Raw genomic sequence first — 26328 nt, forward strand, 5'->3', positions numbered from 1 at the left:
TAACCCATGGGCGAAAAGCTCGGGCGGGCCGACTGGTTGGCAGCGATGCTGGTTACAGTGGGGGGCGTTTTTTTGTCCCTGGCAGCGCCACCGGGCCCGACTGTCTATTGGGGGTTGACCTGGAGTATATTTAACGGCCTCATCCTGGCTATCGGAATTCTTAGCACGGGTTTTATCACCCGGGTTTTGATCCTGGGACTGAACCTGATACTGATAGCTGGCTGGCAGTTAACAAGTGGCTGGCCGTCAGCCACGTCACTTCCCTTGCTTCTCTTCTTACCGGTCCTGGTGCCCCTTTATCGGAAGCAAAGGAAGGAAATCCTTGCAGGCCTGGTAGGGGGGCTGATACTGGGAGGATACAGCACTTTAAAAGAAAATCTGGCTAATCCGTCTTCATGGGCTATCCTGGGTGGTTGGGTTGCAATCGCGGGCTTCTTTTATTACCTCATGGTGGGTCTGGTGGTTAAGGCCAGGCAGGCTGCTTCTTTGCAGGCTGAGGTGGAATATACCCGTCACGAGTATCAAGAAGCCTGCAAGCGGCTGGCCGCCATGGAGATGGCGGCCATTACTGATGATTTAACCGGGATTTATAACTACCGCTACTTCGTGCAGGCCTTTAGCAACCTGTTGAACTCCCGGCAGCAGCCCCGTTACCTGGCAGTTTTAATGCTGGATATCGATTACTTTAAAGAGATAAATGATGCCTACGGCCATCTCACCGGTAACAGGGTACTGGCGGAACTGGCCACCATCCTGAAGGAGTGCACCCGTGAACAGGATGTTGTCACCCGTTTCGGCGGGGAGGAGTTCGCTCTCATTTTGCCCGATACAGATTATCACGGTGCCCTGCAGGTGGCGGAAAGGATCCGCAAGGCCATCGCCGAGCATACCTTCCAAGCTGAAGGAACGGCCATCCACGTTACTGTAAGTGCCGGTGTGGCGGTCTGGCCGGTAGACGGGACCGATAAAAAGGATATCATTGCCCGGGCCGACCGTGCCCTTTACCAGGCCAAGACAACCGGGCGTAACAGTGTCTGCGCCTATCAGTTCCTGAAAAAGGAACGGGGTGTCCATGAATAAGGGAAGCAGTTACCGGCAGCCGATCTTTTGCTGGCAAGGTCCCCTCTACCTGGTGGAAGGCGATGGGGGATGGCGGGTAGGCTTGAGCCACAATCCCGGCCTGGACCAAACCTTCTGGCTGCAGCGCGGTTACCGGCAGTTTGAGGTCCTGACACCGCCGTTACCCCTCGGGGCGGCGGTTTTTTTACATGACCTGGTGGCAGGATACCTGGCGACAGGAGGACAACGTGTGACCAGGGGCGGGATAATGGAAATGCTGGCCCGGGGCAGGGCCAGGATGGGCCTTAAACCCTGGACCCCGGTGGAAAAGGTAGCTGCCCAACCCCTGCCACCGCCACCGGCGGAGGAGCTGGCCCTGGTAAGGCACACCCTGGCCGGGAGGGTCCTCTGGCGGGAGGAACTGGCCCGGGCCCTGGCGGAGAGGAGACTGGGGGTGCACACCCCCCTGGAGGACCTCTGTCACTGGCTTTATTTGGAAGGTGAAATAAAGCTTCTGCCCGGGGTGGGTTATGACCCTGACGGTCGCCCCCGGTGCCGGCGCTGCGGCCAGGCTACCGGGCTTTTAAAGGTCAACTGCGCCGCCTGCAGCCGAGAGGATTGCCTGCTCTGCGAGGAGTGCCTGGCTATGGGCCAGTCCCGCCGCTGCCGTCCTCTGTACGCCAGGCCCTGGCCCTTTGCCGCGGGTTCTCCGGCCAGGCCGGCGGCAGTGGTGCGCCCCCTGCTCCGGTTTGACCTCACGCTGGCCCAGGCGGACGCCTACCGGGAGGCGGAAGGGTTTGCCAGCCAGGATAAGGAAAAGGAGTGCCTCCTCTGGGCCGCCTGTGGCGCCGGAAAAACTGAGGTGGCCTATGGCGCCATTGCTGCCGCCCTGGCCCGCGGGCGTAAAGTCCTTTATGCCTGCCCCCGGAAGGAGGTTATCCGGGAACTCCACCCGCGCCTGCAAGCCGTCTGGCCGGGCCTGCGGATCCAGGCTCTATATGGTGGCAGCCAGGGCAAATACGGCGAGGCCGACCTCATCCTGGCCACCACCCACCAGGCCTTACGTTTCTACCGCCGTTTTGACCTGGTGATCCTCGATGAAGTGGACGCCTTCCCCCTGGCGGGGGACCCCATGCTCTACTATGCCGTCGAGCGGGCGCGCCGGGAACATGGTCAGATCCTGTGGTTAACGGCCACCCCGCCCCCGGAGATGGTGGCCAGGGTCAGGAAGGGCAAGCTGGCCGTTATTTACTTGCCAGCCCGGTACCACGGCCACCCCCTCCCGGAACCCGAGTTCGTCCGGGAACCATTTCTTAGGCCGCCGGGGACAGGCCCCCTGCCTCGCTCCATGGTTAACTGTATAAATACTACCCTGGGGGCGGGGCTCCAGCTCCTGCTCTTCGTCCCGGCCGTTTCCCTGGTGGAGGGGGTGGCTGCATGGTTGCTGGACTCCTGGCCCGGCCAGGCCCCCGGCGGGGCCTGGGTCCGGGGCTGTCATGCCGCCCACCCCAGGCGGGAGGAAGTTATCGCTGCCTTTCGCCGGGGAGAATTCCCGGTTCTGGTGACCACTACCGTTATGGAGCGGGGGGTTACCATTCCCCGCCTGAACGTCCTTGTCCTTTACGCTGAGGAGGGCAGGGTCTTTACGGCCAGCACCCTGGTGCAGATCGCCGGCCGGGCCGGGCGTTCGGCGGCTTATCCCACCGGGAGGGTATGGTTTATAGGCCGGCACTTGAGCCCCGCCATTGCAGAGGCTGCCCGCCAGATCCGGGAATTCAACCGCCTGGCCCGCCGGCGGGGTTACTTGACGCGGTAAGGGTGCAACCGGCGCCTGAAGGGAACTGGCCTCAACCTGGAGGCAACTTGAGTTTGTAGCGGCAACTATTTTTGCCGGAACCCTATTATCGGAGGAGGTTTATGGCCCGAAGACATGCCGGCGTTTATCAATCTCCTCTTTCCCCGGGGGAAAACCTGTGCCTGGTGCGGACGGCCGGTGGACCGGGGGCTATTTTGCCCGCAGTGCCACCAGGAACTATATTCCTGGCAGGAGAAGTACCATCCATGCCGGTATTGCGGGCGCCTCCTGGCGGCGGGCGGGGGGGCGGTCTGCCGCCAGTGCCGGGAGGAATTGCCTCCCTTCCGGCGGGCCCGGGCGGTAGGAGCCTACAGGGGTATCTTAAAAGAGTTGATCTGGGCCTTCAAGTACCAGGGACGGCGCTCCCTGGCCGCGCCCCTGGGACAGCTCCTGGCCGGTGTTGTTGTCAAGGAACTGGGATCGGCCCGCCCCCACCTGGTAATACCGGTGCCCCTGACTGCGGCCCGCCTGCAGGCGCGCACCTTTAACCAGGCGGAGCTCCTGGCCCGGGCCCTCGGCAGGGAACTGGGATTGGCGGTTTCCGGGCAGGCCCTGGCCCGGATGCGGGAAACGGCCCCCCAGGTCGGTCTTTCCCGGCGGGAGCGCTGGCAGAACTTGGCCGGGGCATTTCAAGTTCAGGAGCCGGCCCTGGTTAAGGGCCATCGTCTCCTCCTGGTTGACGACGTTATGACTACCGGGGCTACGGCTGCGGCCTGCACCGGTGCCCTCCTGGCTGCCGGTGCCGCCGTTGTCGAGGTGGTTACCCTGGCAACGGGTATCGACTCAATTGCAAATATTTCACCATGAATAACCATAGCGAATCCTCTGTTCGACAAAATATTGAGCTTTAAACATTCCCGTCCACAGGGATCAAGCAGTGATTGCAAGTTATTAACAGGGTTATCCACTTTATCCACAGGTTTGGGTGGATTGAAACAGGGACTTAAGAGCCGGTTTTATCATCCAAAATTTAACATTTATTAAGGTCGTGAGAGATATTTGCCGTTTTATTTACCAGGAGCAAATTTAATTTGACACCGGCACCATTTACCCTGTACCGGTCCGGTGCGATGGGGTTTATTTACCAGAAGCAGATTTGACAGCCATCTTTAACCATGCTAAAATAGGTACACTTGGAGGTGCTCCCGGCCCCAAGGGAGAATATTTTAGGAGGAATTTTTACAAGATGCAGGGTAAGGTGAAATGGTTTAACCCGGAGAAGGGGTACGGTTTTATTGAAAGGGAAGACGGCAAGGACGTGTTCGTCCACTTCTCCGCCATCCAGGAAGAGGGTTTCAAAACCCTGGCTGAGGGACAGGAGGTCGAGTTTGACATCGTGGAAGGACCTCGCGGTCCCCAGGCAGCCAATGTAATAAAATGCTAGCCTACCGGGCCCCGGCATGAGCCGGGGCCTTTCTGGTGCCAGGGGATAATTATTGCAGCCGGGGACCTGGAGGTTGGAACCGTCCTGGTTGGGGGTCCGGAACGGCAGGAGTTTTCTGGAGTGGTAGCAGGAATTTGGCCTTTAATGGGGAATAATAGAAAAAAGGGATCTGAAAGGAGTGCTTCAAGGATGGAATTAATCATCCGCGGCAAAAACCTTCCGGTCACCGACGCTTTACGGCAGTACATCGCTAAGAGGTTGGGTAAAATCAAACGCTACCTGGATGGTGTCGATGAGATCCAGGTCAACCTGGCCGTGACCAGGGATAAACACGTGGTCGAAGTGACTATTCCCCTGAACGGGTATATCCTGCGGGGCGAGGAAGCCACGGGGGATATGTATGGTTCCGTCGACCTGGTGGTTGAAAAATTAGAGAAACAGATCGCCAAATATAAAACCCGGCTTAATAAAAAAATAAAGAACGGGACCATTAAAGAATTTGCTGCCGGCCAGCCGGAGGAAGAAAACGGGCCTGAACCGCGCTTGATCCGAACCAAGCGTTTTCCCATCAAGCCCATGCCGGTGGAGGAAGCCATCCTGCAGATGAATCTCCTGGGCCACAGCTTCTTTGTCTTTTCCAATGCGGAAACCGAGGAAGTCAACGTCCTTTACCGCCGCCGGGACGGTAATTACGGCTTGATCGAACCGGAGTATTAATATAAAGACATTTGGAGATTATGGGAGAAATTGGCCGTTTGGGGGCCAATTTCTCTTTTTTTGACCATTTTTAAGCTGACAGGCAGGGATTTTATGGGGCGGCGCGAATATAAACTATAGCAAGGAAAGGAAATCGAGGATGAGGAGCTTTGCCAGAAACTAAAAAAGGTGAACCGGGGTCGGGGGATTATGAGAGGGTTATCTGTCAGATCAAGGGAGTGCTGGGCGCCCGTCTGGTAACGGAGCCTGACGGGAGCATCAGTGAAATACATATCATGGCCGTTAGCGGGCGTAACCCCAAGCAGATAGTCCGGGATGTGGAATCGGCCATTCTGGTGCAATTGGGGGTAGCCGTTGATCATAAAAAAATAAGTATTGTTCAGGTCGAACTTCCACAGCTGCCGGGAGAGGTGGCGGAAGAGCGGCTTTCCGATACACAGGGAGACCGGTTGCGGTTGGTAAGCATCAACCTTTTTACCCGCGGTCTGGAGACGGAGGCCACCGTCGAAGTGGAAGCCGGAACGGGGGGAACCATTTACCAGGGACATGCGTTCGGGCCCAATGCCCCCGAATACAATCTGCGGCTGGTGGCGGCGGCTACAGTGAATGCCCTGGAAAAGTGCTGCGGCAGCAACTGGAGTATAGCCCTGGAAGACCTGGTATGGGTAGAGGTAGCCCATCACCGGGCGGCCGTCTGCGCTATTATCCTGGTCACGCACCAGGGGAGTGAGTACCTGGTAGGGGCGGCCCTGGCGGATGGCGATGATCGCCAGGCAGCAGCCCGGGCCGTACTCAAGGCCCTGGCCTCTCGCTGCTATCATGTTAACGATTGATTGCCACCCGTCTTACTTCGTGTTAAAATATACAAGGCAGGTTTTTCTCTTAAGGAACCAGCACGGTTCCTTTTATGTTATTTTGAGCTGGAAATTACGGGCTGGCATTTGTTGCCGGGGGGTGTGCAGAAGCAAAGCCGCCCGTGACTGTCACCCGGCAAAGCAATGGGGTGCTAAGTATAAGCATTTCGCAAGAGGTTGTTTTCGAAGGAGGGAGAAATGGTGCTGGGTATATTGCATAATCTCCTTGACGATAATGCCCGGGATATAAAGAAATTGAGCCGCCAGGTAGAGGCCATCAACGCCCTGGAACCGGAGATTCAGGCCCTAAGCGACAGCGACCTCCAGGCCAAAACCCCGGAGTTCCATCGCCGCCTGGAGAGGGGCGAGACCTTGGACGAGCTGCTGCCGGAGGCCTTTGCCGTTGTCCGGGAGGCCTCCCGGAGGGTGCTGGGGATGCGCCACTTTGACGTCCAGCTTATGGGCGGCATCGTCCTCCACCAGGGACGCATCGCCGAGATGAAGACCGGCGAAGGCAAAACCCTGGTGGCTACCCTGCCGGCTTACCTCAATGCCCTGACGGGCAGAGGGGTGCATATTGTTACCGTCAATGACTACCTGGCCAGACGGGACAGCGAATGGATGGGTCGTATCTACCGTTTCCTGGGGCTGAAGGTGGGCCTGATCGTCCACGGCCTGGACGCCGCCGAGCGGCGGGAAGCGTATAACGCCGATGTTACCTACGGCACCAACAACGAGTTCGGCTTCGATTACCTGCGGGATAATATGGCCCTGCACCCGGAGGAGATGGTCCAGCGGGAGCTCAACTACGCCATCGTCGACGAGGTCGACAGTATCCTAATCGATGAAGCCCGGACGCCGCTCATTATCTCCGGTATGGCCGAAAAACCCACGGAGATGTATTACACGGTGGCTGCCATTATCCCGCGCCTGCAGCCGAACATTGATTATAATGTCGACGAAAAGGCCAAGGTGGCGACCCTGACGGAGGCCGGGGTAGCCAAGGTGGAAAAGATGCTGGGGGTCGACAACCTCTACGACGACGCCAATATGGAACTGGCCCACCACGTTAACCAGGCCTTGAAGGCCCATACCCTGATGAAGCGCGACCGGGACTATGTGGTCAAAGACGGCCAGGTCATCATCGTCGACGAGTTCACCGGCCGCCTGATGTTCGGCCGCCGCTACAGCGAAGGGTTGCACCAGGCCATCGAGGCCAAGGAAGGTGTGAAGATTGAGCGGGAGTCCCAGACCCTGGCTACCATCACCTTCCAAAACTTCTTCCGGATGTATGACAAGCTGGCCGGCATGACCGGCACGGCGGCTACCGAGGAAGAAGAGTTTCGCAAGATCTACAACCTGGATGTGGTGGTTATCCCCACCAATAAGCCCATGATCCGCAAGGATTACCCTGACGTCGTCTACCGGACGGAAAAGGGTAAGTTCGAGGCAGTTGTCGAGGAGATCCGGGAACGCCATGCAAAGGGCCAGCCGGTGCTGGTGGGCACCATCTCCATCGAAAAGTCCGAGCGCCTGAGTGAAATGCTTAAAAAACGGGGGATCCCCCACCAGGTGTTGAACGCCAAATACCACGAAAAGGAAGCGGAGATTATCGCCCAGGCCGGCCGCCTCGGGGCGGTGACCATCGCCACCAACATGGCCGGTCGCGGCACGGATATTATCCTGGGAGGCAACCCTGAGGCCCTGGCCAAAGAAAAGATGCGCCAGAAGGGCTACAGTCCGGAAATAATCGCCGCGGCTACGGCGATCAAGGTCGACGAGGGGGACCCGGAGGTCATGGCCGCCCGCCAGGACTACCAGCAGTTCCTGGCTGCCGCCCGGCGGGAGACGGAAGAGGAGCACCGGCGGGTGGTGGAACTTGGCGGCCTGCATATCATCGGCACCGAGCGCCACGAGAGCCGGCGGATCGATAACCAGCTTCGCGGTCGTGCCGGGCGCCAGGGAGACCCGGGGTCCAGCCGCTTCTATGTCTCCCTGGAAGATGATTTGATGCGCCTCTTCGGCTCCGACAACCTGACCGGTATCCTGGACCGTCTGGGTATGGACGACAGCACCCCCATCGACCATCCCCTGGTGTCCCGTTCCCTGGAGCAGGCCCAGAAAAAGGTCGAGGCCCATAACTTTGACATCCGCAAGCACGTCCTGGAATATGACGACGTCATGAATAAGCAGCGGGAGATTATCTACCGCCAGCGGCGGGAGGTGCTTACGGGGGCCGACATCCGGCCGACTATCGAAGACATGATCAAAACCGTCGTCGACCAGACGGTGGACCGCTTCGCCGGTGAGAGCAAGTACCCGGAGGAGTGGGACCTGGCCGGGCTGCTCGATTATGCCGAGCAGTTGTTCCTGCCCGGGTGCGACCGCGAGGCCCTGGCCAACGCCATCAAGGAGATGGAAAAGGAAGAGGTCTACGGCTTCCTGCGGGAAAAGGCTATGGAGGCCTACCGGCAGCGAGAAGAAGAACTGGGCCCCGAAACCCTCAGGGAGATCGAACGCCTGATTCTCCTCCGGGTGGTCGATACCAAGTGGATGGACCACCTGGACGCCATGGATCAGCTGCGCCAGGGCATCGGCCTCCGGGCCTACGGCCAGCAGGATCCCCTGGTGGCCTATAAATTTGAGGCCTACCAGATGTTTAACGATATGATCGCCTCCATCCAGGAAGACGTGGTGCGCTATCTGTACCGGGTGAAGGTCGTCCAGCCGCAAGCGGAGCGTCCCCGCCAGGTGGTGGAGAACCGCTATGCCGGTGAGGCTTCCGGTCCCCGGCAGCCGGTGCGCCGGGAGCATAAGGTAGGCCGCAACGATCCCTGTCCCTGCGGCAGCGGCAAGAAGTACAAGAAGTGCTGCGGCGCCGGGAAGTAGATCCCGTGCCAGGAATGCCCGTGGTGGCTGATGCCCCCCCACTAAAGATGAAAATGCAGGTGGAGACAGGGGTTGGCGGGTACAGGCGGAAGGCGACTGGGTTCGAGGCGCAGAGCAAACTCAGCGAAGCCGAACCGAGGTGGCGGTGAACGGGATGGGGATCGTAACGTGGCTTCAGGAATGAGAAGTAGCACGCCCCGTCATGTTTGATCAAAAGAACAGAGTTCTGCCACCCCCGCCGCTTAAGCAACTGAGCGCGAAGTTTGCTCGCTTTAGCACCTGGAGCCTGAAGCCTGTTCCAGACCCGCAGCAGTTACTATAAGATGCAACCATTTTTGGTAGAAGCCTATTTTCGGAGGAGTGAGCCAAACCATGTTACAGGACTATAAAGGCCGCCTGGACGAACTGGACCGGCGGCTGGAAGAATTGAGGGTCTCCCTTTGACCTGGAGGCAACCAGCGAAGAAATCGAGCGCCTGGAAAAGGAAATGCTGGCCCCGGGTTTCTGGGAAGACCGCGCCCGGGCCGAGGCCGTAGGCAAGCGCCTCACCTACCTCAAGGAGAAGCTGGCCCGCTACCGGGAGTTAGAGAGCAAGTGCGCCGACGTCCGGGAGCTATGGCAACTGGCCCTGGCCGAAGACGACCACTCCCTGGAAGAAGAAATAGCCAGGGACCTGGCTGCTGTCGAAGGCAAAGTGGAGGGTCAGCTCCTGGCGACCCTGCTGAACGGCCCCTATGACCGCCATAACGCCATCCTCTCCCTCCATCCAGGCGCCGGGGGAACGGAGTCCCAGGATTGGGCCGCCATGCTGTTACGCATGTATAATCGCTGGTGCGAAGACCGCGGCTACCAGGTGGAACTCCTGGATTACCTGGAGGGTGAAGAAGCCGGACTAAAGAGCGCCACCATCCTCGTCAAAGGGGAGAACGCCTACGGCTACCTCCAGGCGGAGAAGGGGGTGCACCGTCTGGTCCGGATCTCGCCCTTTGACGCCGCCGGTCGCCGCCATACCTCCTTTGCCTCGGTGGATGTTATCCCGGAAGTGGAGGCCGACGAGGAAGTCGAAATTAATCCCGACGATTTAAAGATCGACACCTTCCGCTCCCAGGGAGCCGGGGGACAGCACGTTAACAAGACGGACTCGGCGGTGCGGATCACCCACCTGCCCACGGGGATAGTGGTAACCTGCCAGAACGAGCGCTCCCAGCACGCCAACCGTTTGAGCGCCATGAAGATCCTCCAGGCCAGGCTGGCGGCTCTAAAGCGCCAGGAACAGGAGGCGGAGCTGGCCCAGATCCGGGGTGAACAGCGGGAGATCGCCTGGGGGAGCCAGATCCGTTCCTATGTCTTTCATCCCTACAGCCTGGTTAAAGATCACCGCACCGGGGTGGAAACAGGTAATATCCAGGCCGTTATGGACGGCCAGATCGACCCCTTTATCCAGGCTTATTTACACTGGCAGCGTAGAAAGCAAGGCTAAAGCCAGGCTTCGCCGGGCTTTAGCCTTGACTTTTTTCGGGGCTTGGTATAGGATGGAATTGATCTTTTTTGGTCTTTTGGGTATAGCGCTGGCTTGAATTGGGGACTAATAAACCAAGCCAAACCAGGGAAGGAGAGGATAGCCTTGATTAACGCCCGTGCCCATTTAGAGCTGGCCAAAAAGTATGTAACCGAAAAGGTCCTCCAGGAAGCCTTCAGCTATATGGAAAAAAACCCAGAGGAGAATTTTCCCCGCATCCTGAATACCGCCCGGTTATTGGCCAGGGAGGAGGTACATAAGCAACAGATCGCCAAAGTGCTGGAGGCCTACCGGACCAACCCCAGCATCCACGCCTACGTGAATCGCCTCTTCAAAGTGCATCCTAATGTTAAACAGCGCCTGATCTACAACTGGTTCGTCAACGCCATGCTCCTCGGTATACCTCGCCAGCACCAGGTCTCCCAGGAAACCGGGGTTCATATACCTAATTTCTTCCTTCTGGACCCCACCAGCGACTGCAACCTGCGCTGTCACGGCTGCTGGGCCGGGGAGTATGCCCACCACGACACCCTGGAACTGGATCTGGTGGACCGCCTCTGCCGCGAGGCCAAGGCGGTCGGCATTTACTGGCTGGCCATGTCCGGCGGCGAGCCCTTCCGCTGGCCCCATCTCTTTGAACTGGCCGAGCGCCATCCCGATATGGCCTTTATGCTCTATACCAACGGCACGCTCATCGATGACGCCGTGGCCGACCGCATGGTGGAGGTCGGCAACATCACGCCGGCCATTAGCCTGGAAGGCTGGCGGGAACGCACCGACGCCCGCCGGGGCCGGGGTGTCTTTGACCGGGTAATGGCCGCCATGGACCGCCTGCGGGAGCGGGGTCTGGTCTTCGGGGTTTCCATCACCATTACCAGGGAAAACGCGGAGGAGGTCACCAGCGATGAGTTCATCGACTTCCTGTTGGAGAAGGGTGTAGTCTACGGCTGGAGTTTCCATTATATACCCATCGGCCGGGATCCCAATCCCGAACTCATGGTCACTCCCGAGCAGCGGGCCTACCTGGCTGAGCGCATTCCCTATATTCGTAACCACAAGGGGCTGCAGATTGCCGATTTCTGGAATGACGGCGAGCTGACCCTGGGATGCATCGCCGGCGGCCGGCGCTACTTCCACATCACCGCCAGCGGGGCAGTGGAGCCCTGCGCCTTCATTCACTTCTCCATGGACAACATCAAAGAGAAGAGCCTGCTGGAGGTTCTCCAGTCGCCCCTCTTCCGGGCCTATCAGCGCCGCCAGCCGTTTAGCGATAACCTGCTCAGGCCCTGCCCCCTCATCGATGTCCCTGAGGGCCTGCGGCAGATCGTAGCCGAAACCGGGGCTAAACCAACCCACCCGGGCGCAGATACAGCCCTGAAAGGTTCTATCGGCGCCTATCTGGACGCCAACGCCGCCCGCTGGGGCGAGGTGGCTGACAGGATCTGGCGGGAACGTCACCCGGAGCCCCAAAAAGAATTGACAGCCGGGAAGTAAGGGTATATGCTGGAGGTATCACCTAGCGGGAGAGGAATGCCATGTTAACCAGGCGACGGCGCCAGTTCCTGGATAAAATTAAAAAAATATACCAGGAAACCGGCAAACCGGTCCACTATATTGCGGTGGCCGAAGCCCTCAAAGTGAGCAAGTGGACGGCTTACGATGTTTTGCTGGAACTGGAGAAAGAAGGCTTCCTGGAGCGGCAGTATATAGTTAACAGCAATGAAAAGACACCGGGCCGGTCGATGGTTATGTTTGTTCCTTCATCCCTGGCGGCCAGCCTGGAGGGAAGCGGGGGTAACACCTCCTCTTTTGTCCTGGACTGGCAACAGGCCAGGGCCAGGCTGCTGGATGCCCTGGCGAATCTCTTGCCCCGGGAAGCGGGACAGGTGGCCGGGGAGTTATTGCAGGAGATGCCGGGCAAGACCAACCCTGTAATTACCAGCGCCTACACCCTGACCATCCTGCTGGTATACTTGAAGTCCCTGGGTGAAAGGGCCCTGCAGGTGGTACGCAGCGCCCTGGATAAGGCTTCTCGCCCGGAGGCCGGCCTTTTCCTGGCCACCGGCACCGGCCTGGGACTGGCGGTCAATATGCTGTCCCAGAACCCCCTGGCCGGGCAGCTGGCCGGGTATTTGAACCGTCTCCAGGAACACATAGAGAATCTAACCGGCCGCGAGCATAAACTGCTGCTGGATTTTCTGCACGAAGCCCTGGAAAGGGTCGTTTAAAAGAATGAAAAGCCCGGTGCTGTTTTAAGCCCGGGCTTTTTTAAAAGGAGGCCCCTGCTGGAGGATGTCCCTGCGGCGTCGCTACATTCATTTGAACCGTTATCGCCAGGTGGTCAATGTCCTGGCCCGCTATGGTTTTGGTTATCTCCTGGATCAGGTGGGGCTGGGAGAATTAATTCTCCGGCGGTCACGGGAAGAAGCACCTCTGTCCCTGGGACAGCGCCTCCGCCTGGCCCTGGAGGAACTCGGACCTACCTTTATCAAGCTGGGACAGCTGCTGAGCACCAGGCCTGATCTGTTGCCGGCGGATATCATCAGCGAACTGACCCGCCTTCAGGACCGGGTGCCTCCCTTTCCCTTCGCTGACGTCCGAAAAGCGGTGGAGGAGGAACTGGGCCAGCCCCTGGAGGAACTCTTCGCCTCCTTTGACCCCGAGCCCCTGGCGGTGGCATCCATCGGCCAGGTCCACCTGGCTACCCTCCCGGACGGCAGCCAGGTAATCGTCAAGGTCCAGCGACCCGGAATTGCCAGGCAGGTTCGGGTGGATCTGGAGATCCTCTTCGACCTGGCCCGCCTGGCCCAGCGCCACACTCCCTACGGCAAGATATACGATTTCAACCAGATGGCCGCCGAGTTTGCCCGGGCCCTGACCGAAGAACTGGATTATACCCGGGAAGGCCGCAACGCCGACCGCTTCCGGGAAAACTTCGCGGGGGACGCAAGCGTCTATTTTCCGGCCGTTTACTGGGACTATACCACCAGGGGAGTGCTGACCCAGGAGTATGTAGAGGCGGTAAAACTCAATAACCTGGAAGAGATTGACCGCCGGGGTTATAGCCGCCGCCGGATAGCCGTTAACCTCGCCCGGGCCGTTTACCAGCAGGTTCTGGTGGACGGCTTTTTCCATGGCGACCCCCACCCGGGAAACCTGGCCGTCCTGCCAGGGGAAGTTATTGTCTTTATGGATTTCGGTCTCACGGGGACTTTGACGGAGGAACTTAAGGAGCAGTTTGTCAACCTGGTCCTGGGGATTATCCGCCGCCGCAGCCAGGACGTCCTCAGGACCATCATAGCCATGGGCATGGTGCCGGCCGAAGTGGACCGGGGTGCCCTGCGGCGGGAAATTGAAGCCCTGCGGGATAAATACTACCACCTTTCCTTTCGCCAGATCAGCCTGGGCCAGGCTATTGAGGAACTCCTCCAGCTGGCCTTCAGGTATCACCTGCGCATGCCCCCGGAATTAACCCTGCTGGGAAAAACCCTCTTGACCCTGGAGGGCCTGGTCAGGAAACTTGACCCGGAGCTGGAACTGGCCGAACTGGCCGAACCCTATGGCCGGGAGCTCTTGCGGCGTCGCTTCAGCGTTCGTTTCCTGTGGCGGGCGTTGACGGAAAACCTGGCTTCCGGCTGGGAGGTTATGCAGAGCCTCCCCCGGCAGTTCCAGCACCTCCTGGACCTGGCGGAACGGGGCGAACTGACCCTCAGGGTGGAACCCCTGCACCTGCGGGGCCTGGTGCGGCAAATAGACCGGATTATCAATAAGCTGACGATGAGCGTAGTTTTGCTCGCCTTCAGTATCATTATGGCCAGCCTGATCATCAGCACGGCCCTGGGGGCCCCGACCAACAGCCTTTTCTTCCGCCTGCCCACCCTGGAGGTCGGCTTCGGGGCGGCCGGCATGATGCTCCTGTGGTTACTGGTGACCATCTGGCGGGGCGGCCGCGACTGAATAATCTCCTGGTGGCGCAAGCGAACCGCGCCTGAATAAACTTTCCGGTCCGGGCGAAGAATGAGCATAAAAAGCGGGGGATAAAAGTGCCTTACCGGATAACCAATGATTGTATTGCCTGTGGCGATTGTACGGTGGTCTGCCCCCGGAAGGCCATCGTTTTGGAGGGCTCCACCTATAACACCGTGGGGGATATCAACTCGACCACGGATGTCGTCCGCGACGGGGCCATGGATGAACCGCCGGAGAAACTGGTGGCCTTTTACCGCATCACTGCCGGTTGCAATAACTGCGGCTGCTGCCGGGAGGTCTGCCCGGCAGGGGCCATTATCTGGGAAGATTAGCCGCCGGCAGTAAAAATACTGCCCGGTGCTACCGCTCAGGCAGGAAAAAGGTTTTCCCTGTCGAAAAGGAACAATGTTCCAGGGGGGTAGGTGCTTTGCACAGGAAAGCGTGGGCAGACTACCTGGGGATTACCGCCGGCACCCTGGTTACGGCCCTGGGGCTGGTACTCTTCCTGGTGCCCAACAGGATCGCCGCCGGTGGCGTCAGCGGCCTGGCCACGGTCCTTCATTATGTCTTCGGCTGGCCGGTGGGCCTGACCATGCTGGTCCTCAACATACCCCTCTTTCTGGCCGGTTTGAAGGTCCTGGGCCTGGAGTTCGGCCTTAAAACCCTCTACGGGACCATCATCCTGTCCGTTTTTACCGATACCCTGGCCCTGTGGCTGCACGCGCCTACCAGCAACACCCTCCTGGCTTCCCTTTACGGCGGCCTCTTGAGCGGCGTCGGCATGGGTATAGTTTTCCGTTCCGGCGGCAGTACAGGGGGCACCGATCTGGCAGCCCTCCTCTTTCGCCACTACCTGCATATCAGCGCCGGCATGGGGTTGTTGATGGTGGACGCCCTGGTAATCAGCCTGGCCGACCTGGTATTTAATGTGGAACTGGCCCTGTATGCCCTGGTAGCCCTTTTTCTTACCAGCCGGGCCATCGACGCCATCCAGGAGGGCGGCGGTTACGCCCGGGCGGCCCTGATAATTTCAGATAAAGCCGAAGAAATCGCCCGCCGGGTCCTGGTGGAGCTGGACCGCGGCGTGACGGGACTGGCGGGCCGCGGCTACTATACCCGCCAGGAACGGGAAGTGCTGCTGGTTGTAGTCCAGCGGGCCGAGGTCAGCCGCCTGAAGGACCTGGTGGCTAGTATCGACCCGGAAGCCTTCGTCATCGTCAGCAACGTCCATGAAGTCTTGGGTGAGGGCTTTGGCTATTTTAACAGACTTTGAGTTTAGGAGGGAACGGTTAATTGGAGAAGGATTTACAGAGCCTTATGGCTACGGCCAGGCGGATTCGCCGGGACATCGTCAGGATGGTGGGGGCGGCCGGCTCCGGCCACCCCGGCGGGTCCCTGTCGGCGGTGGAGATCATGACAGCCCTTTATTTTAAGGTCATGCGCCTGGACCCGGAGCGGCCGGACTGGCCGGAGCGGGACCGCTTCGTTCTTTCCAAGGGCCACGCGGCCCCGGTTCTTTACGCCGCCCTGGCGGAAAGGGGCTTCTTTGCCGTGGATAAGCTGGATACCCTGCGGCGGCTGGGCAGCCCCCTGCAGGGGCACCCGGACCGCAAATCCCTGCCGGGGGTGGAGGTTTCCACCGGTTCCCTGGGCCACGGCCTGGCGGTAGCCAACGGCATGGCCCTGGCCGGGCGCCTGGACGGCCGGGATTACCACGTCTATGTCCTCCTGGGGGACGGCGAGCTGGAGGAAGGCATGGTGTGGGAAGGGGCCATGGCCGCGGCCCATTATCATCTGGACAACCTGACGGCCATCGTCGACCACAACCACCTGCAGATCGACGGGCGGGTGGAGGAGGTCATGTCCCCGGAGCCGGTGGCCGACAAGTTCCGCGCCTTCGGCTGGGAAGTCATGACCATCGACGGCCATGACTTCGGCCAGATCCTGGACGCCCTGGAGCGGGCCCGGGAGGTAAAGGGCAAACCCACGGTCATCATCGCGGAAACCATCAAAGGCAAAGGCGTGTCCTTCATGGAAAACCAGGCCGGCTGGCACGGCAAAGCCCCGAAACCGGAAGAAGTGGAAAAGGCCCTGGCCGAGCTGGCCTAACGCTGCCCCAGTGCTAACACCTGCCGGCGTACTATGAAAATTGCAGGCTGAAGCAAAAGGCTGGGGGATAGAAGCGGAGGGCGACTAGGCGTCTAGCCACCTCCTGCTGGCTGGCAAAATAGAAGGCCAAGTCTGGCAGCCGAGCGCCATCTGAGCCTGGAGCAGCATCCTCCAGCCCAAAGAACAAATACAAATCAACCTGGAAATGCTATTTTGATAGCATTTTTACGGAGGAAGATATATATGACCAAGATTGCAACGCGGGAAGCCTACGGCAAGGCCCTGGTGGAGCTGGGGCGGCAGAACAGCCAGGTAGTGGTCCTGGACGCCGACCTGTCCAAGTCCACCATGACCCGCTACTTTGCCCAGGAGTTCCCCGAGCGCTTTTTCAATATGGGTATCGCCGAGCAGAGCCTCATGGCTACAGCCGCCGGTCTGGGATTAAGCGGCAAGATCCCCTTTGCCAGCACTTTCGCCGTTTTTGCCACCGGCCGGGCCTATGACCAGGTCCGCAACGGCATCGCCTATCCGAAGGTCAACGTAAAAATCGCCGCCACCCACGCCGGCCTTACCGTCGGCGAAGACGGCGCCTCCCACCAGGCTGTCGAGGACGTGACCCTGATGCGGGCCATCCCCAACATGACGGTCATCGTCCCGGCCGACGGCGAGGAAACCAGGCAGGCTGTCTTTGCCGCCGCCGCCTATCAGGGGCCGGTATATATCCGCCTGGGCCGCCCGGCTGTTCCGGTTATTTACAATGAGGATTATAGATTCCAGATCGGGCGCGCCCATACCCTGCGCCGGGGGAAGGACGCGGCCATCATCGCTTGCGGCGTCATGGTCCATGAGGCCCTCCGGGCGGCGGAGGAACTGGCGGCAGCGGGCCTGGAAGTCATGGTCGTCAACATGAGCACCATCAAACCCCTGGACCGGGAGGCTGTCCTGGCGGCGGCGGCCACCGGGGCAGTGGTGACAGCCGAAGAACACACCGTCATCGGCGGCCTGGGGAGCGCCGTGGCCGAGGTCCTGGCCACGGAGAGACCGGTACCCCTGGCCATGGTGGGCATCCGCGACACCTTCGGCGAGTCAGGCAAGCCCGACGAGCTGATGGCCAAATACGGCCTGACGGCACGGGATATCGTGGCTGCGGTGAAAAGGTTGAAGGGAAAAAAGGATTAAAGGCAAAGTCTTCCTGGAAGCCTCCCACCGCCGTCGCTAAGGATAAACTGATTTGTGAAAAACATGCGCATCGACATAAAACCGCCCCTAAAGGGGCGGTTTTTACTTTTAGCGTAGGGACGAAGCGCCCGCGTGGATGCCGGGACCGGGGCGGTGCCGTCAAAAATCACTGCTCCATCTGTTTCTTCAGCGCGTTTATCTCTTCCAGGGCAAGTCCCGTGGCTTTGATGATGGTTTCAATGTCAACGTTCAGCAAAAGGAGGTTCCGGGCCACTTCCCGTTTGCCCTCCAGTTTGCCTTCCAATTTGCCTTCCAGTTTCCCTTCCAATTTGCCTTCCAGTTTCCCTTTCTGTTCGCCTTCCTTTAAGCCTTTTAACAAAGCCTGCCGTTGCATCTCTTCCAGGGTTAGCTCCAGGTTGTAAATCATCCGTTCCACCTCCCAGGGATTGCTTGCGTTCAGGATGCCATCGATTTTTTCGCTAAAATCTCCGGGCATTCTGGGTTGGACGACGTTCTTCAGCCAGGTGGTGAAATGGCGAAATTCATCAGGCGTGAGCCGCCTTAAGACCCCAGCCAGTTTCTGCAGACGTCCCGCCAGGTCTTCAGGTTGCATCTTCTGGTCCAATAGAAAGATGCCGGCGATTAGATTGGCCGCCCTGATAAGCTCTTCTTCGCTGTAACGGTTCACATCAAACAACAGGTAGCGGAAGTCGAGGAGATGCCCGCTGAAATCCTGGTAACTGTTTAGCATTTCTTTGAAGGAAAGGGCCGCCGTCCAGGAGCCAGCCCCGTTGTAGAGCACCGCCGGTATGATGGGCGGCAGGCGGAAATGCTTGCTCTCCCGCTCGCCCTGGGGAGTGTTGTTGTATATTTCCCGCCAGATCTCGACCATATAGAGTAAAAGGCGAAAGGGCATCAGGTAGTCTACTGTTGACTGTAACTCCAGCAGGACGTAAAAGATGACGTTTCTATTTCTGGTCTTAAGCCGATAGACGACATCGGCTTCTTTCTCGCTGAAATCCTGAAGGACGTAAGATTTATTAACCAGGATGAGGTCGTCTGCGTCGATGGCTTCCACCCAGGCTTCCCGGACGAAGGTTTTTAACAGCTCCAGGAACACCCTTTTGTCGGCCAGAAGCTGCCGGTAACCCTTGTCGTAGGGGTGGTGGGGAGGCCGGGGCTGCCCTTCATTTTCCGGCAAGGGATCACCTTCTTTTTGGATTTTATTATAGCATATTTTGGTGGGATGAAGACGGGGAGAACCGCTAAAGCATTTGTTTGCAAACCAGGCCCTGCCGCCAGGGCTGTCATGTTAAAGAAACCGCCCCTAAAGGGGCGGTTTTTACTTTTAGCGTGGGGACGAAGCGCCCGCGTGGATGCCGGGACCGGGGCGGTGCCATGACGCCGGCGAGCCGGGGTGACGATTCGGGAATTGGTAGGAGCGCTGAAATAATATTGATAATTTGGGAAATATCAGGTGCAGGGGCTGGCATGGAGCGGCAAATAATGCGGAGAGGTCTGTTTTTCGTTTGATCGACATGCCGCGCTTCCGGGAGGGAACGCCGGCGAACCGGGGCCGGGGGAATAGCTGTCAATGCCTGGACGGGAATGGAAAGGGAAGGCTTAAAAGGTTACGGTAAAACATCGTCCGGGATCTGGAGGGCGGCGATAAAGGCGGCGATGTTTTTGGCCGGGACGCCGGTCCGCTCGGCTAAGAGCTTTACCAGCGGGTCGGCGGCCAGGGAACGATAGCTGGCCAGGGGTAACGGCGTGGCGGCTCTTTCGACGCCCACCAGTTCGTCCAGGGAAACACCAAAGAGTCGACTCAGCCTGACCAGCGTCTCCAGGCCGGGCTGCTTCGTCCCACGCTCCCAGTTGGCGACTGTGGGACGCTCGACGCCGACCATCCTGGCGACGTCTTCCTGCCTCAGGCCCTTCCGCTGGCGCAGCTCCTTTAGAGACTCGCCGAACCTCAGCATGATTATCACCTCCGTAGTTTCTAATAGAAACCTTATATGTTTGGAATCCTATTGACAAGTTTCCAACAGATTACATATAATGTTTCCAGACGGCACATCAGGGGACGAGCAGTACGAGAGAAAAGGAGGCAGCCAATGCGCACTGCCCTGCGCAGGGTCCGGCTCCAGGCCGGCCTGACGCAATCCGAACTGGCCCGCCTGGTGGGGTTGACCCGCACTTCCTACACGAACATCGAGAAGGGGCACAAAAACCCTTCCGTGGGTACCGCCCTTCGCATCGCCCGGGCCCTCAACCGGCCGGTGGAGGAGCTCTTCGCCGACGAGTCTCCTGCCGTCCAGGACGTTAAGAGCGAAGGGAGGGCGATGCGGAAGGGAGGTTGAGCGGCTCCACGTGCGGCTAACCGCCGGAAGTAAATATTGCCATTTCTGCCGCGAATTATGCACAGGCCGTGATCCGGTCCGGGAAAACTGATGTGCCGGCCGGGGCGGGCCGGGTGACGGTACCGGCGGCGTTTCCCGGAGGAGGTGGGAGTAGCAAAGAGAGGGCAGATACGGGTGCACCGGTGACATCCATATCGAGGCAGCTAAATCTCAGCGAGGAGGGTATTGAAAAGAGTGAGTGCGCAATCTTTGACTAAAAGTTTTAAAAAGGCGCGCAGGGCCGTAGCCGTAGTGGCGGTCCTCGCCCTGCTCGCGGCGCTTTTGCCGGCCGTACCGGCGTGGGCGGCGGACGTGACTACGATCAACATAAGCAATCCAACGTCTACGTCGCCCAAATACGTCAAGGCCGGGGAGACTTTTACTGTCCAATACACTACTGATGGCCAGGGGACCGGCTATGTACGGTTCTCTTTAGTGAATGCAACAGGAACAAGGGAGTTGGCCGTTGATCAGGTCACGTTTCCTGTGACCAGCGGCTCCAAGGTTCTCACCGTTCCAGCGGACATGGCGGATGGAACGTATGACCTGAAAGTCGAGGCCAGGGAGCAATATCAGGCCAACTGGTACCCCACGACTGTGAATGGCGCCGTTATAGTGGACAGCACACCCCCGAGCATTACGGCAAGCACCCTAACCAGCCCCAACGGCGGCGAAAATTGGAAGGTTGGTACGTCGCAAAACATAACCTGGCGCTCCACCGATATATCCGATGATAATTTGAAAGGCATCAACCTCTACTACTCCACCGACGGCGGCGCTAACTGGACGCTCATCGAGGGCAATAAAACCAATGATGGAACCTACTCCTGGACTGTGCCGGGCGCCATAAGCACTAACTGTAAGGTGAAGATCGAGGCCGAGGACATGGCCGGCAACAAGGTCTCGGACGTCAGCGACGGCACTTTCACCATCTACGGTGTCGACAATTCCGCCCCGACTGTCAGCCTGACTGCGCCCGCGAATAACGCGTGGGTCGGTGGGACCTACTCCGTCACCGCTAATGCCAGCGACTCTGAGTCTGGCATCGCCAGCGTGAGGTTCGAGTACTCCACCGACAACGGCAGCAACTGGACCACCATCGGAACAGCTACTTCTTCTCCCTACTCCGTGAGCTGGAGCACCGCCAGCATTGCCGACGGTGCCACGGTGTTGGTGCGGGCCACGGCTACTAACGGTGTTGGCGTTACCAAGACCAGCGACCCGGTGACCGTCCGGATCGACAATTCCGCTCCGACTGTCAGTCTGACTGCGCCCGCGAATAATGCGTGGGTCGGTGGGACCTATACCGTCACCGCTGACGCCAGCGACTCTGAGTCTGGCATCGCCAGCGTGAGGTTCGAGTATTCCACCGACAACGGCAGCAACTGGACCACCATCGGAACAGCTACTTCTTCCCCCTACTCCGTGAGCTGGAGCACCGCCAGCATTGCCGACGGTACCACGGTGCTGGTGCGGGCCACGGCTACCAACAATGCCGGTGTCGAGGCCAGCGACACCAGGACCGTCACGGTGGACAACTCGGCACCTTCTAGCACGGGCGTGACCGCCCCCGCGGCTGGCGCCGTGTGGAAGATCGGCACAACGCAGGAGATCAAGTGGAATCCATTCACTGACGCCAAGAACAACCTGTTGCCGAACCCGATTACGATAAAGCTCTCCACGGACGGCGGGACTAATTGGACCACCATCGCCGCGAACGAGGCCAACGACGGAACTTATACCTGGGTCGTGTCAGGGGTTCCTTCGCAAAATTGCAAGATAAAGATTGAGGCTACCGACACCGCCGGGAACACCGGTGAAGCGGTGAGCGATGAATTCACCATCTGGGGCCAGGATACCAGCGGCCCGACGGTGGCGCTGTCGGGAGTGAACAACAACGATAAAGTAAAGGGCACTGTTACCCTGAACGCCACGGCCAGCGACTCTGAGTCTGGCATCGCCAGGGTGAAGTTCGAGTACTCCACCGACAACGGCAGCAACTGGACTAACATCGGCACGGATACTTCTTCCCCCTACTCCGTGAACTGGGACACCACCAGCGGCATTGCCAACGGCACTACGGTGATGGTACGCGCGGTGGCCACGAACGGTGTTGGGGCTGAGGTTGCCGATGTCAGGACGGGCATTCTGGTGGACAACTCTCCACCAAGCGTGACTCTACAGCAAATACCCAACAATCTGATTGGCGCCACTTGCACCATCAAGGCCGATGCCAGCGATAACGAGTCCGGCATCGCCAGCGTGAAGTTCCAGTACTCCACCGACAACGGCAACACCTGGAGTGACATTGGAACGGCGACCGCGCCGAACGCCGAGGGCTACTATCATGTAACCTGGAATGTGCCTCTGGCGGACGGCACCACCGGCGTGCAGGTGAGAGCCACGGCTGTTAACGGTGTAGGCCTAGAATCTGCTCCATCAACCGCGACCGGCCTGACAGTGGACAAGACGCCACCTTCGATCAAGACCAACACACTGGCCTCGCCCAACGGAAACGAGCGCTGGGCCAGGGGTTCGAAGCAGTCTATAACCTGGACGAGCGGTGATATTACTGATAACCACCTGGGTGCGACCCCGGTCAGCCTGTACTATTCCACCGACGGCGGCGCTAACTGGACGCCCATCGCGGCCGACGAGACCAACGACGGCACGTACGACTGGGTCGTCCCCGCGGTGATCAGCGATAAGTGCCGCGTCAAGATCGAGGTGCGCGACCAGGCGGGCAACGTGGCCAGCGACATCAGCGATGCCGACTTCACCATCTACGCGGTGGAGCAGAGCGCGCCTGATGTGACCGTCAACAGCCCGAACGGCGGCGAGAGCTACACGCCCGGATCGTCCGTGGTGATCACCTGGACGGCTGCCGACGACACCACGCCACGGGCTGACCTTAAGGTGGACCTCTACTACTCCACCGACGGCGGCGCGACCTGGACTGCCATCGCTACCAACGAGGCCAACGACGGTGCCTACGCCTGGACGGTGCCCAGCGTTAGCAGCAGCAATTGCCTGGTGAAAGTGGAGGCCCGGGACGCCGTGGGCAACGTGGGATATGATATTAGCGACCGCACTTTCAGCATCAACGCCCCCGCGACCCCGCCAGCAGAAGTTAACACGGTAGCGCTTAAGGCCGGCTGGAACCTGGTATCGCTGCCTCTCATCCCGAAGGAGCCGGCCATTGACACCGTCCTGGCTGGCGTCTACGGCAATCTCGATACGGTCTGGGGTTACGACACAACAACCGGCACCTGGTCCTCCTACGCGCCGGGCGCGCCGAGCACCCTGACGCAGATGCGAGACGGCCGCGGCTACTGGGTGAAGGTTAACAATGACTGCTCTTTTGCCGTTGACGGTGTGGTGCTGCCCATGCCACCCCAGGTACCGCCGAGCTACGAGCTGGTGCCGGGCTGGAACCTGATCGGCTTCAAGTCCACGGTGCCGAAGAAGGCCAGCGAGTACCTGGCGGCAATGGCGGGCAAGTACACTGTTATCTATGGCTTCGACGCTGCCACGCAGCGGTTCCAACAGGTGCTGGCCGACGACAACCTGCAGCCCGGTAAAGGTTATTGGGTTGCGGTGACCGACTCCGGCCGCATCTATCCGTAAGCAGCGCGAGAGGCTGGTGGTTGAATGTTTAGTAGAATGTTCGCTTTGAAAAAGCCGGCGGGAGCCTTCGGGCTCCTGCTGGCCTTGATTTTGATATTCGGATTACCTGGTTATGCCCTGGCCGTGCCTGCGCAGCCGCACCAGTTCTACGGTCAGGTGACTGTAGGAGGAGAGCCAGCGCCGCAGGGCATTGAAGTAGTGGCCAAAATTGATGGCGTCCAGTACGCGGCCACTGTTACCGACGCCCTGGGCCGGTACGGCTACGATCCTGTGTTCTACGTTCCGGCTGACAATCCCGATACCCCCGCCATAGAGGGAGGGCGCAGGGGGGATCTCATTGAATTCTACGTGGCTGGTGTCCTGGCCGGAAGCTATCAATTTGAAGTTGGCGGCGTGACGAAGCTTGACCTCTCCATAGCAGCACTGCCGGACACCACCGCGCCGACTGTGAGCATAACTGACCCGGCGAACAACGCGACCAGCGTTGCGGTTGACAAGACCATCACGGTGACCTTCAGCGAGGATGTGAAGGCTGGTGCTGCCTACGACGGCATTACCCTCAAAGACGCTGGAGGTTACCCCGTTGCCGTGACCAGGAACATTGTCGGCAAAGTCCTGACCATTAAGCCGAACGCTAACCTTACCAACAGCACCACTTACACCGTGGTCATTCCAGCCGGAGCGGTGGCTGACCTGGCGGGCAAAGCCCTGGCGCAGGATTACATCTTCAACTTCACAACCGAAGCGGCGCCCGTGACGCTTCAGGCACTGAAGGTCGAGCCGTCCAGCTTCACCCTTACCGTGGGCGAGACCAAGCAGCTCGTGGTGAAGGCGGTTTACTCCGACGGCAGCGAGGCGGACGTGACGGATGAGGCGACCTACGCTTCGGCGAATGAGAACGTGGCCAGGATAAGTGCCACAGGCTTGATCACCGCGGCGAGCGCAGGCGAGACGGTGATAACGGCCACCTACGGCGATAAAGAGGCCCAGGTTGCAGTGATTGTACAGGTGTCTCCTGCAGGTCCCGCGCCCACAGTTACGGCTGTCGATCCGACTAATGCCGTGGCGGGCCAGAGCGGACAGACCATCACCGTCACCGGCCAGAACTTCCAGGACGGTGCCCAGGTGGTCCTGCTGCAGAACGGGCAGGAAGTATCTGCTGTAAACGCGGTCTACAGCGATTCCAGCCGGGTAACATTTACCCTCCCCGTCAGCGTGCCGCCAGGTGTTTACACCGTCGCCGTACGCAACCCCGACGGCCAGCAGTCCGCTGACGCCGTAGCCCTGGTCCTTTACGCCGGCCCGAAACCGGCGATGAACGTCTATCCCGGCGTCCAGGGCACCCAGCCGGGCCAGGTGCAGGCCGGCGGCGGCGTGCGGGTAGAGGTCCCCGTCCTGGTAAGTCAGATCTATCCAAATGCGCTGGTGATCATCAGGGTAGACGACCCTGACGGAAAGCCGCTTTACGCTTCGGTAGAGGGTCCGCTACCGGCCAACACCCCGCTGAAATACTCCGCCAGCTTCAACCTGCCGGGCAAGGCCGGCAACTACACCGTGAAAGCCTATGTCTGGGACGGCTGGCAGACCATGAACCCCATCGTGCCGGCGTCGCAAGCGCAATTCACAGCCCAGTAACTAAGGCGCGAATAGGCGCACCTGGGGCATGAGCGACCCGGCTGCCCCGGCGGGCGGTAGCGCGATGCCCGCCCGCCGGTCTTTATTGTGAGCGAGGAGGGATATGGATTGACCTTTAAAAGGCTTGTGCTGGTAGTGGCGGCGGTGATGATGCTGCTCCTGGGCGCGACATCGGCCTACGCCGCCTACACCATCAATTTAAACGAGCCGGTAGTCAGCACCAGCGCCCCGCCCTACGCCACCGTGACGGCTGGAGGCTCGGTCCAGGCTGACGGCCAGCCAGCGGTGGGCGTGCCCGTGGCCCTACGCCTGAGCGGCGCCGACGGCCAGCTCCTGGCCGCCGACCAGGTGGCGACCGACAGCTCAGGCTCCTTCAGCGAGCCCCTGCCCCTGCCTGCGGGCACTAACAGCGGGAGCGCCACCCTGGTGGCCGCTGCGGCCGGGGCGATAGCCCAGCAGGTTGTCGAGATTCCCCCCCTGCCCGCGGCTTACTACGGCAGCGTTAAAAACTCCGGCGGCTCAAACGTCGCCGCCGGCAGCGTCGAGGCCTATATCGACGGCCAGAAGGTCGGCTCCCTGGACTTCCAGAACGGCTTCTACGGAGGTTCCGGCGGCCTCGACCCCAAGCTGGTCGCCAGCGGGACCGATGCTGATAAAGGTAAAACCGTTACCTTCAAAGTCGTCATCAACGGCCAGGCTTACGACGCCACCCCCGCCTCCCCGGTAACGTGGGAGCCGGGCGACGTGCGGCAGGTCGACCTGAGCATTACGGCCCAGCAGCCGCCTGCGGGCGATCAAGTACCGCCGGCAGTTACCACTACCGATCCGGCTAACGGAGCCACGGGCGTTGCTGTAACCAAAGCTGTAGCCATCACCTTCAGCGAAAATATCCAGGCCGGCGCGGCTTACGACAGCATCGCTTTGAAAGACGGCTCCGGCAACAGCGTGGCCTTCACCAAGAGCATAAGCGGCAGCGTCCTTACTATCACGCCGTCCGCCAACCTGGCCTATAGCACCATTTACACCGTGAGCCTCCCGGCGGCGGCGGCGGCTCGACCACCCCTTCCACCAACCGGGTAGAGCAGCCCATCCAGGCCGGCGCAGCTACGGTAGCTGAACTCGCCGGCGTCGCC

At 59.7% G+C, this 26328-nt stretch carries 21 protein-coding genes; 19 read left to right on the top strand and 2 right to left on the bottom strand.

Annotation, left to right across the window (positions count from 1 at the left end; translation table 11 throughout):
- Positions 1-6 precede the first annotated feature (6 nt).
- The 15 genes from MOTHE_RS01170 to MOTHE_RS01240 all read left to right on the top strand — a co-directional run bounded on the left by MOTHE_RS01170 (position 7) and on the right by MOTHE_RS01240 (position 17534).
- A complete protein-coding gene (locus tag MOTHE_RS01170) occupies positions 7-1080 on the top strand; it encodes a GGDEF domain-containing protein (protein ID WP_011391767.1) in 1074 nt (357 codons plus the stop codon).
- On the top strand, positions 1073-2875 hold the full coding sequence (locus MOTHE_RS01175; RefSeq protein WP_053094565.1) for a helicase-related protein: 1803 nt from the start codon (positions 1073-1075) through the stop codon (positions 2873-2875). Before MOTHE_RS01170 ends, MOTHE_RS01175 begins: the two co-directional genes overlap by 8 nt.
- A 114-nt stretch (positions 2876-2989) precedes the next feature.
- Positions 2990-3721, top strand: coding sequence for a ComFC family protein (locus MOTHE_RS01180; protein ID WP_053094566.1), 732 nt, complete (start codon positions 2990-2992; stop codon positions 3719-3721).
- 379 nt (positions 3722-4100) lie between these two features.
- Positions 4101-4298, top strand: a complete 198-nt coding sequence (locus MOTHE_RS01185) for a cold shock domain-containing protein (protein ID WP_011391770.1) — start codon at positions 4101-4103, stop codon at positions 4296-4298.
- A gap of 189 nt (positions 4299-4487) precedes the next feature.
- Entirely contained in the window at positions 4488-5015 is a 528-nt protein-coding gene (gene hpf, locus MOTHE_RS01190; RefSeq protein ID WP_053094567.1) for a ribosome hibernation-promoting factor, HPF/YfiA family, read from the top strand.
- A gap of 149 nt (positions 5016-5164) precedes the next feature.
- Entirely contained in the window at positions 5165-5848 is a 684-nt protein-coding gene (locus MOTHE_RS01195; RefSeq protein ID WP_011391772.1) for a hypothetical protein, read from the top strand.
- Between the two features lie 219 nt (positions 5849-6067).
- Positions 6068-8758 carry a preprotein translocase subunit SecA gene (secA, locus tag MOTHE_RS01200; RefSeq protein WP_080997155.1) on the top strand — a complete coding sequence of 897 codons (2691 nt, stop codon included), beginning with the start codon at positions 6068-6070 and terminating at the stop codon, positions 8756-8758.
- A gap of 372 nt (positions 8759-9130) precedes the next feature.
- A protein-coding gene (prfB, locus tag MOTHE_RS01205) for a peptide chain release factor 2 (protein ID WP_139560383.1) occupies positions 9131-10238 on the top strand; the annotation gives its coding sequence in 2 pieces (ribosomal slippage) (positions 9131-9199 and positions 9201-10238; 1107 coding nt in all).
- Positions 10239-10382: 144 nt separating this feature from the next.
- A complete protein-coding gene (locus tag MOTHE_RS01210; protein WP_025773753.1) occupies positions 10383-11771 on the top strand; it encodes a radical SAM protein in 1389 nt (462 codons plus the stop codon).
- A 41-nt stretch (positions 11772-11812) separates the two neighbouring features.
- A complete protein-coding gene (locus MOTHE_RS01215; RefSeq protein ID WP_011391776.1) occupies positions 11813-12505 on the top strand; it encodes a LexA family transcriptional regulator in 693 nt (230 codons plus the stop codon).
- 64 nt (positions 12506-12569) lie between these two features.
- Positions 12570-14234: an ABC1 kinase family protein gene (locus MOTHE_RS01220; RefSeq protein WP_011391777.1), complete on the top strand. Its 1665-nt coding sequence runs from the start codon at positions 12570-12572 to the stop codon at positions 14232-14234.
- Between the two features lie 86 nt (positions 14235-14320).
- On the top strand, positions 14321-14578 hold the full coding sequence (locus MOTHE_RS01225) for a 4Fe-4S dicluster domain-containing protein (RefSeq protein WP_011391778.1): 258 nt from the start codon (positions 14321-14323) through the stop codon (positions 14576-14578).
- A gap of 95 nt (positions 14579-14673) precedes the next feature.
- On the top strand, positions 14674-15519 hold the full coding sequence (locus tag MOTHE_RS01230; RefSeq protein WP_011391779.1) for a YitT family protein: 846 nt from the start codon (positions 14674-14676) through the stop codon (positions 15517-15519).
- Positions 15520-15563: 44 nt separating this feature from the next.
- A complete protein-coding gene (locus MOTHE_RS01235) occupies positions 15564-16355 on the top strand; it encodes a transketolase (protein WP_162490111.1) in 792 nt (263 codons plus the stop codon).
- Positions 16356-16598: 243 nt separating this feature from the next.
- Entirely contained in the window at positions 16599-17534 is a 936-nt protein-coding gene (locus tag MOTHE_RS01240; RefSeq protein WP_011391781.1) for a transketolase family protein, read from the top strand.
- Between the two features lie 166 nt (positions 17535-17700).
- Here MOTHE_RS01240 and MOTHE_RS01245 read toward each other — a convergent pair whose 3' ends face one another.
- Both MOTHE_RS01245 and MOTHE_RS01250 read right to left on the bottom strand, forming a co-directional pair.
- Positions 17701-18735 (bottom strand): Rpn family recombination-promoting nuclease/putative transposase, encoded by a 1035-nt coding sequence (locus MOTHE_RS01245; protein ID WP_011391782.1) that lies wholly within the window; start codon positions 18733-18735, stop codon positions 17701-17703.
- A 430-nt stretch (positions 18736-19165) separates the two neighbouring features.
- Entirely contained in the window at positions 19166-19513 is a 348-nt protein-coding gene (locus MOTHE_RS01250; protein WP_011391783.1) for a helix-turn-helix transcriptional regulator, read from the bottom strand.
- 135 nt (positions 19514-19648) lie between these two features.
- Between MOTHE_RS01250 and MOTHE_RS01255 the strand changes: the two genes are divergently transcribed.
- From MOTHE_RS01255 to MOTHE_RS13395, 4 genes are all read left to right on the top strand, one after another.
- Entirely contained in the window at positions 19649-19894 is a 246-nt protein-coding gene (locus MOTHE_RS01255) for a helix-turn-helix transcriptional regulator (protein ID WP_053094569.1), read from the top strand.
- A 234-nt stretch (positions 19895-20128) separates the two neighbouring features.
- Positions 20129-23560 (top strand): Ig-like domain-containing protein, encoded by a 3432-nt coding sequence (locus tag MOTHE_RS01260; protein WP_011391785.1) that lies wholly within the window; start codon positions 20129-20131, stop codon positions 23558-23560.
- 36 nt (positions 23561-23596) lie between these two features.
- Positions 23597-25195: an Ig-like domain-containing protein gene (locus MOTHE_RS01265; RefSeq protein ID WP_053094570.1), complete on the top strand. Its 1599-nt coding sequence runs from the start codon at positions 23597-23599 to the stop codon at positions 25193-25195.
- A gap of 108 nt (positions 25196-25303) precedes the next feature.
- Entirely contained in the window at positions 25304-26275 is a 972-nt protein-coding gene (locus MOTHE_RS13395; protein WP_053094571.1) for an Ig-like domain-containing domain, read from the top strand.
- The last annotated feature ends 53 nt before the right edge of the window (positions 26276-26328 follow it).

The sequence above is a fragment of the Moorella thermoacetica genome (assembly GCF_001267405.1).
Taxonomy (GTDB): Bacteria; Bacillota; DSM-521; order Neomoorellales; family Neomoorellaceae; genus Neomoorella; species Neomoorella thermoacetica.

Excerpts from the sequence above, each read along its gene's own strand:
- MOTHE_RS01215 (WP_011391776.1), top strand. The coding sequence starts at position 11,813 with ATGTTAACCAGGCGACGGCGCCAGTTCCTGGATAAAATTAAAAAAATA.
- MOTHE_RS01180 (WP_053094566.1), top strand. The coding sequence starts at position 2,990 with ATGCCGGCGTTTATCAATCTCCTCTTTCCCCGGGGGAAAACCTGTGCC.
- MOTHE_RS01235 (WP_162490111.1), top strand. The coding sequence starts at position 15,564 with ATGGCTACGGCCAGGCGGATTCGCCGGGACATCGTCAGGATGGTGGGG.
- hpf (WP_053094567.1), top strand. The coding sequence starts at position 4,488 with ATGGAATTAATCATCCGCGGCAAAAACCTTCCGGTCACCGACGCTTTA.
- MOTHE_RS01170 (WP_011391767.1), top strand. The coding sequence starts at position 7 with ATGGGCGAAAAGCTCGGGCGGGCCGACTGGTTGGCAGCGATGCTGGTT.
- secA (WP_080997155.1), top strand. The coding sequence starts at position 6,068 with ATGGTGCTGGGTATATTGCATAATCTCCTTGACGATAATGCCCGGGAT.
- MOTHE_RS01265 (WP_053094570.1), top strand. The coding sequence starts at position 23,597 with ATGTTCGCTTTGAAAAAGCCGGCGGGAGCCTTCGGGCTCCTGCTGGCC.
- MOTHE_RS01250 (WP_011391783.1), bottom strand. The coding sequence starts at position 19,513 with ATGCTGAGGTTCGGCGAGTCTCTAAAGGAGCTGCGCCAGCGGAAGGGC.
- MOTHE_RS01175 (WP_053094565.1), top strand. The coding sequence starts at position 1,073 with ATGAATAAGGGAAGCAGTTACCGGCAGCCGATCTTTTGCTGGCAAGGT.
- MOTHE_RS01240 (WP_011391781.1), top strand. The coding sequence starts at position 16,599 with ATGACCAAGATTGCAACGCGGGAAGCCTACGGCAAGGCCCTGGTGGAG.
- MOTHE_RS01185 (WP_011391770.1), top strand. The coding sequence starts at position 4,101 with ATGCAGGGTAAGGTGAAATGGTTTAACCCGGAGAAGGGGTACGGTTTT.
- MOTHE_RS01220 (WP_011391777.1), top strand. The coding sequence starts at position 12,570 with ATGTCCCTGCGGCGTCGCTACATTCATTTGAACCGTTATCGCCAGGTG.
- MOTHE_RS01255 (WP_053094569.1), top strand. The coding sequence starts at position 19,649 with ATGCGCACTGCCCTGCGCAGGGTCCGGCTCCAGGCCGGCCTGACGCAA.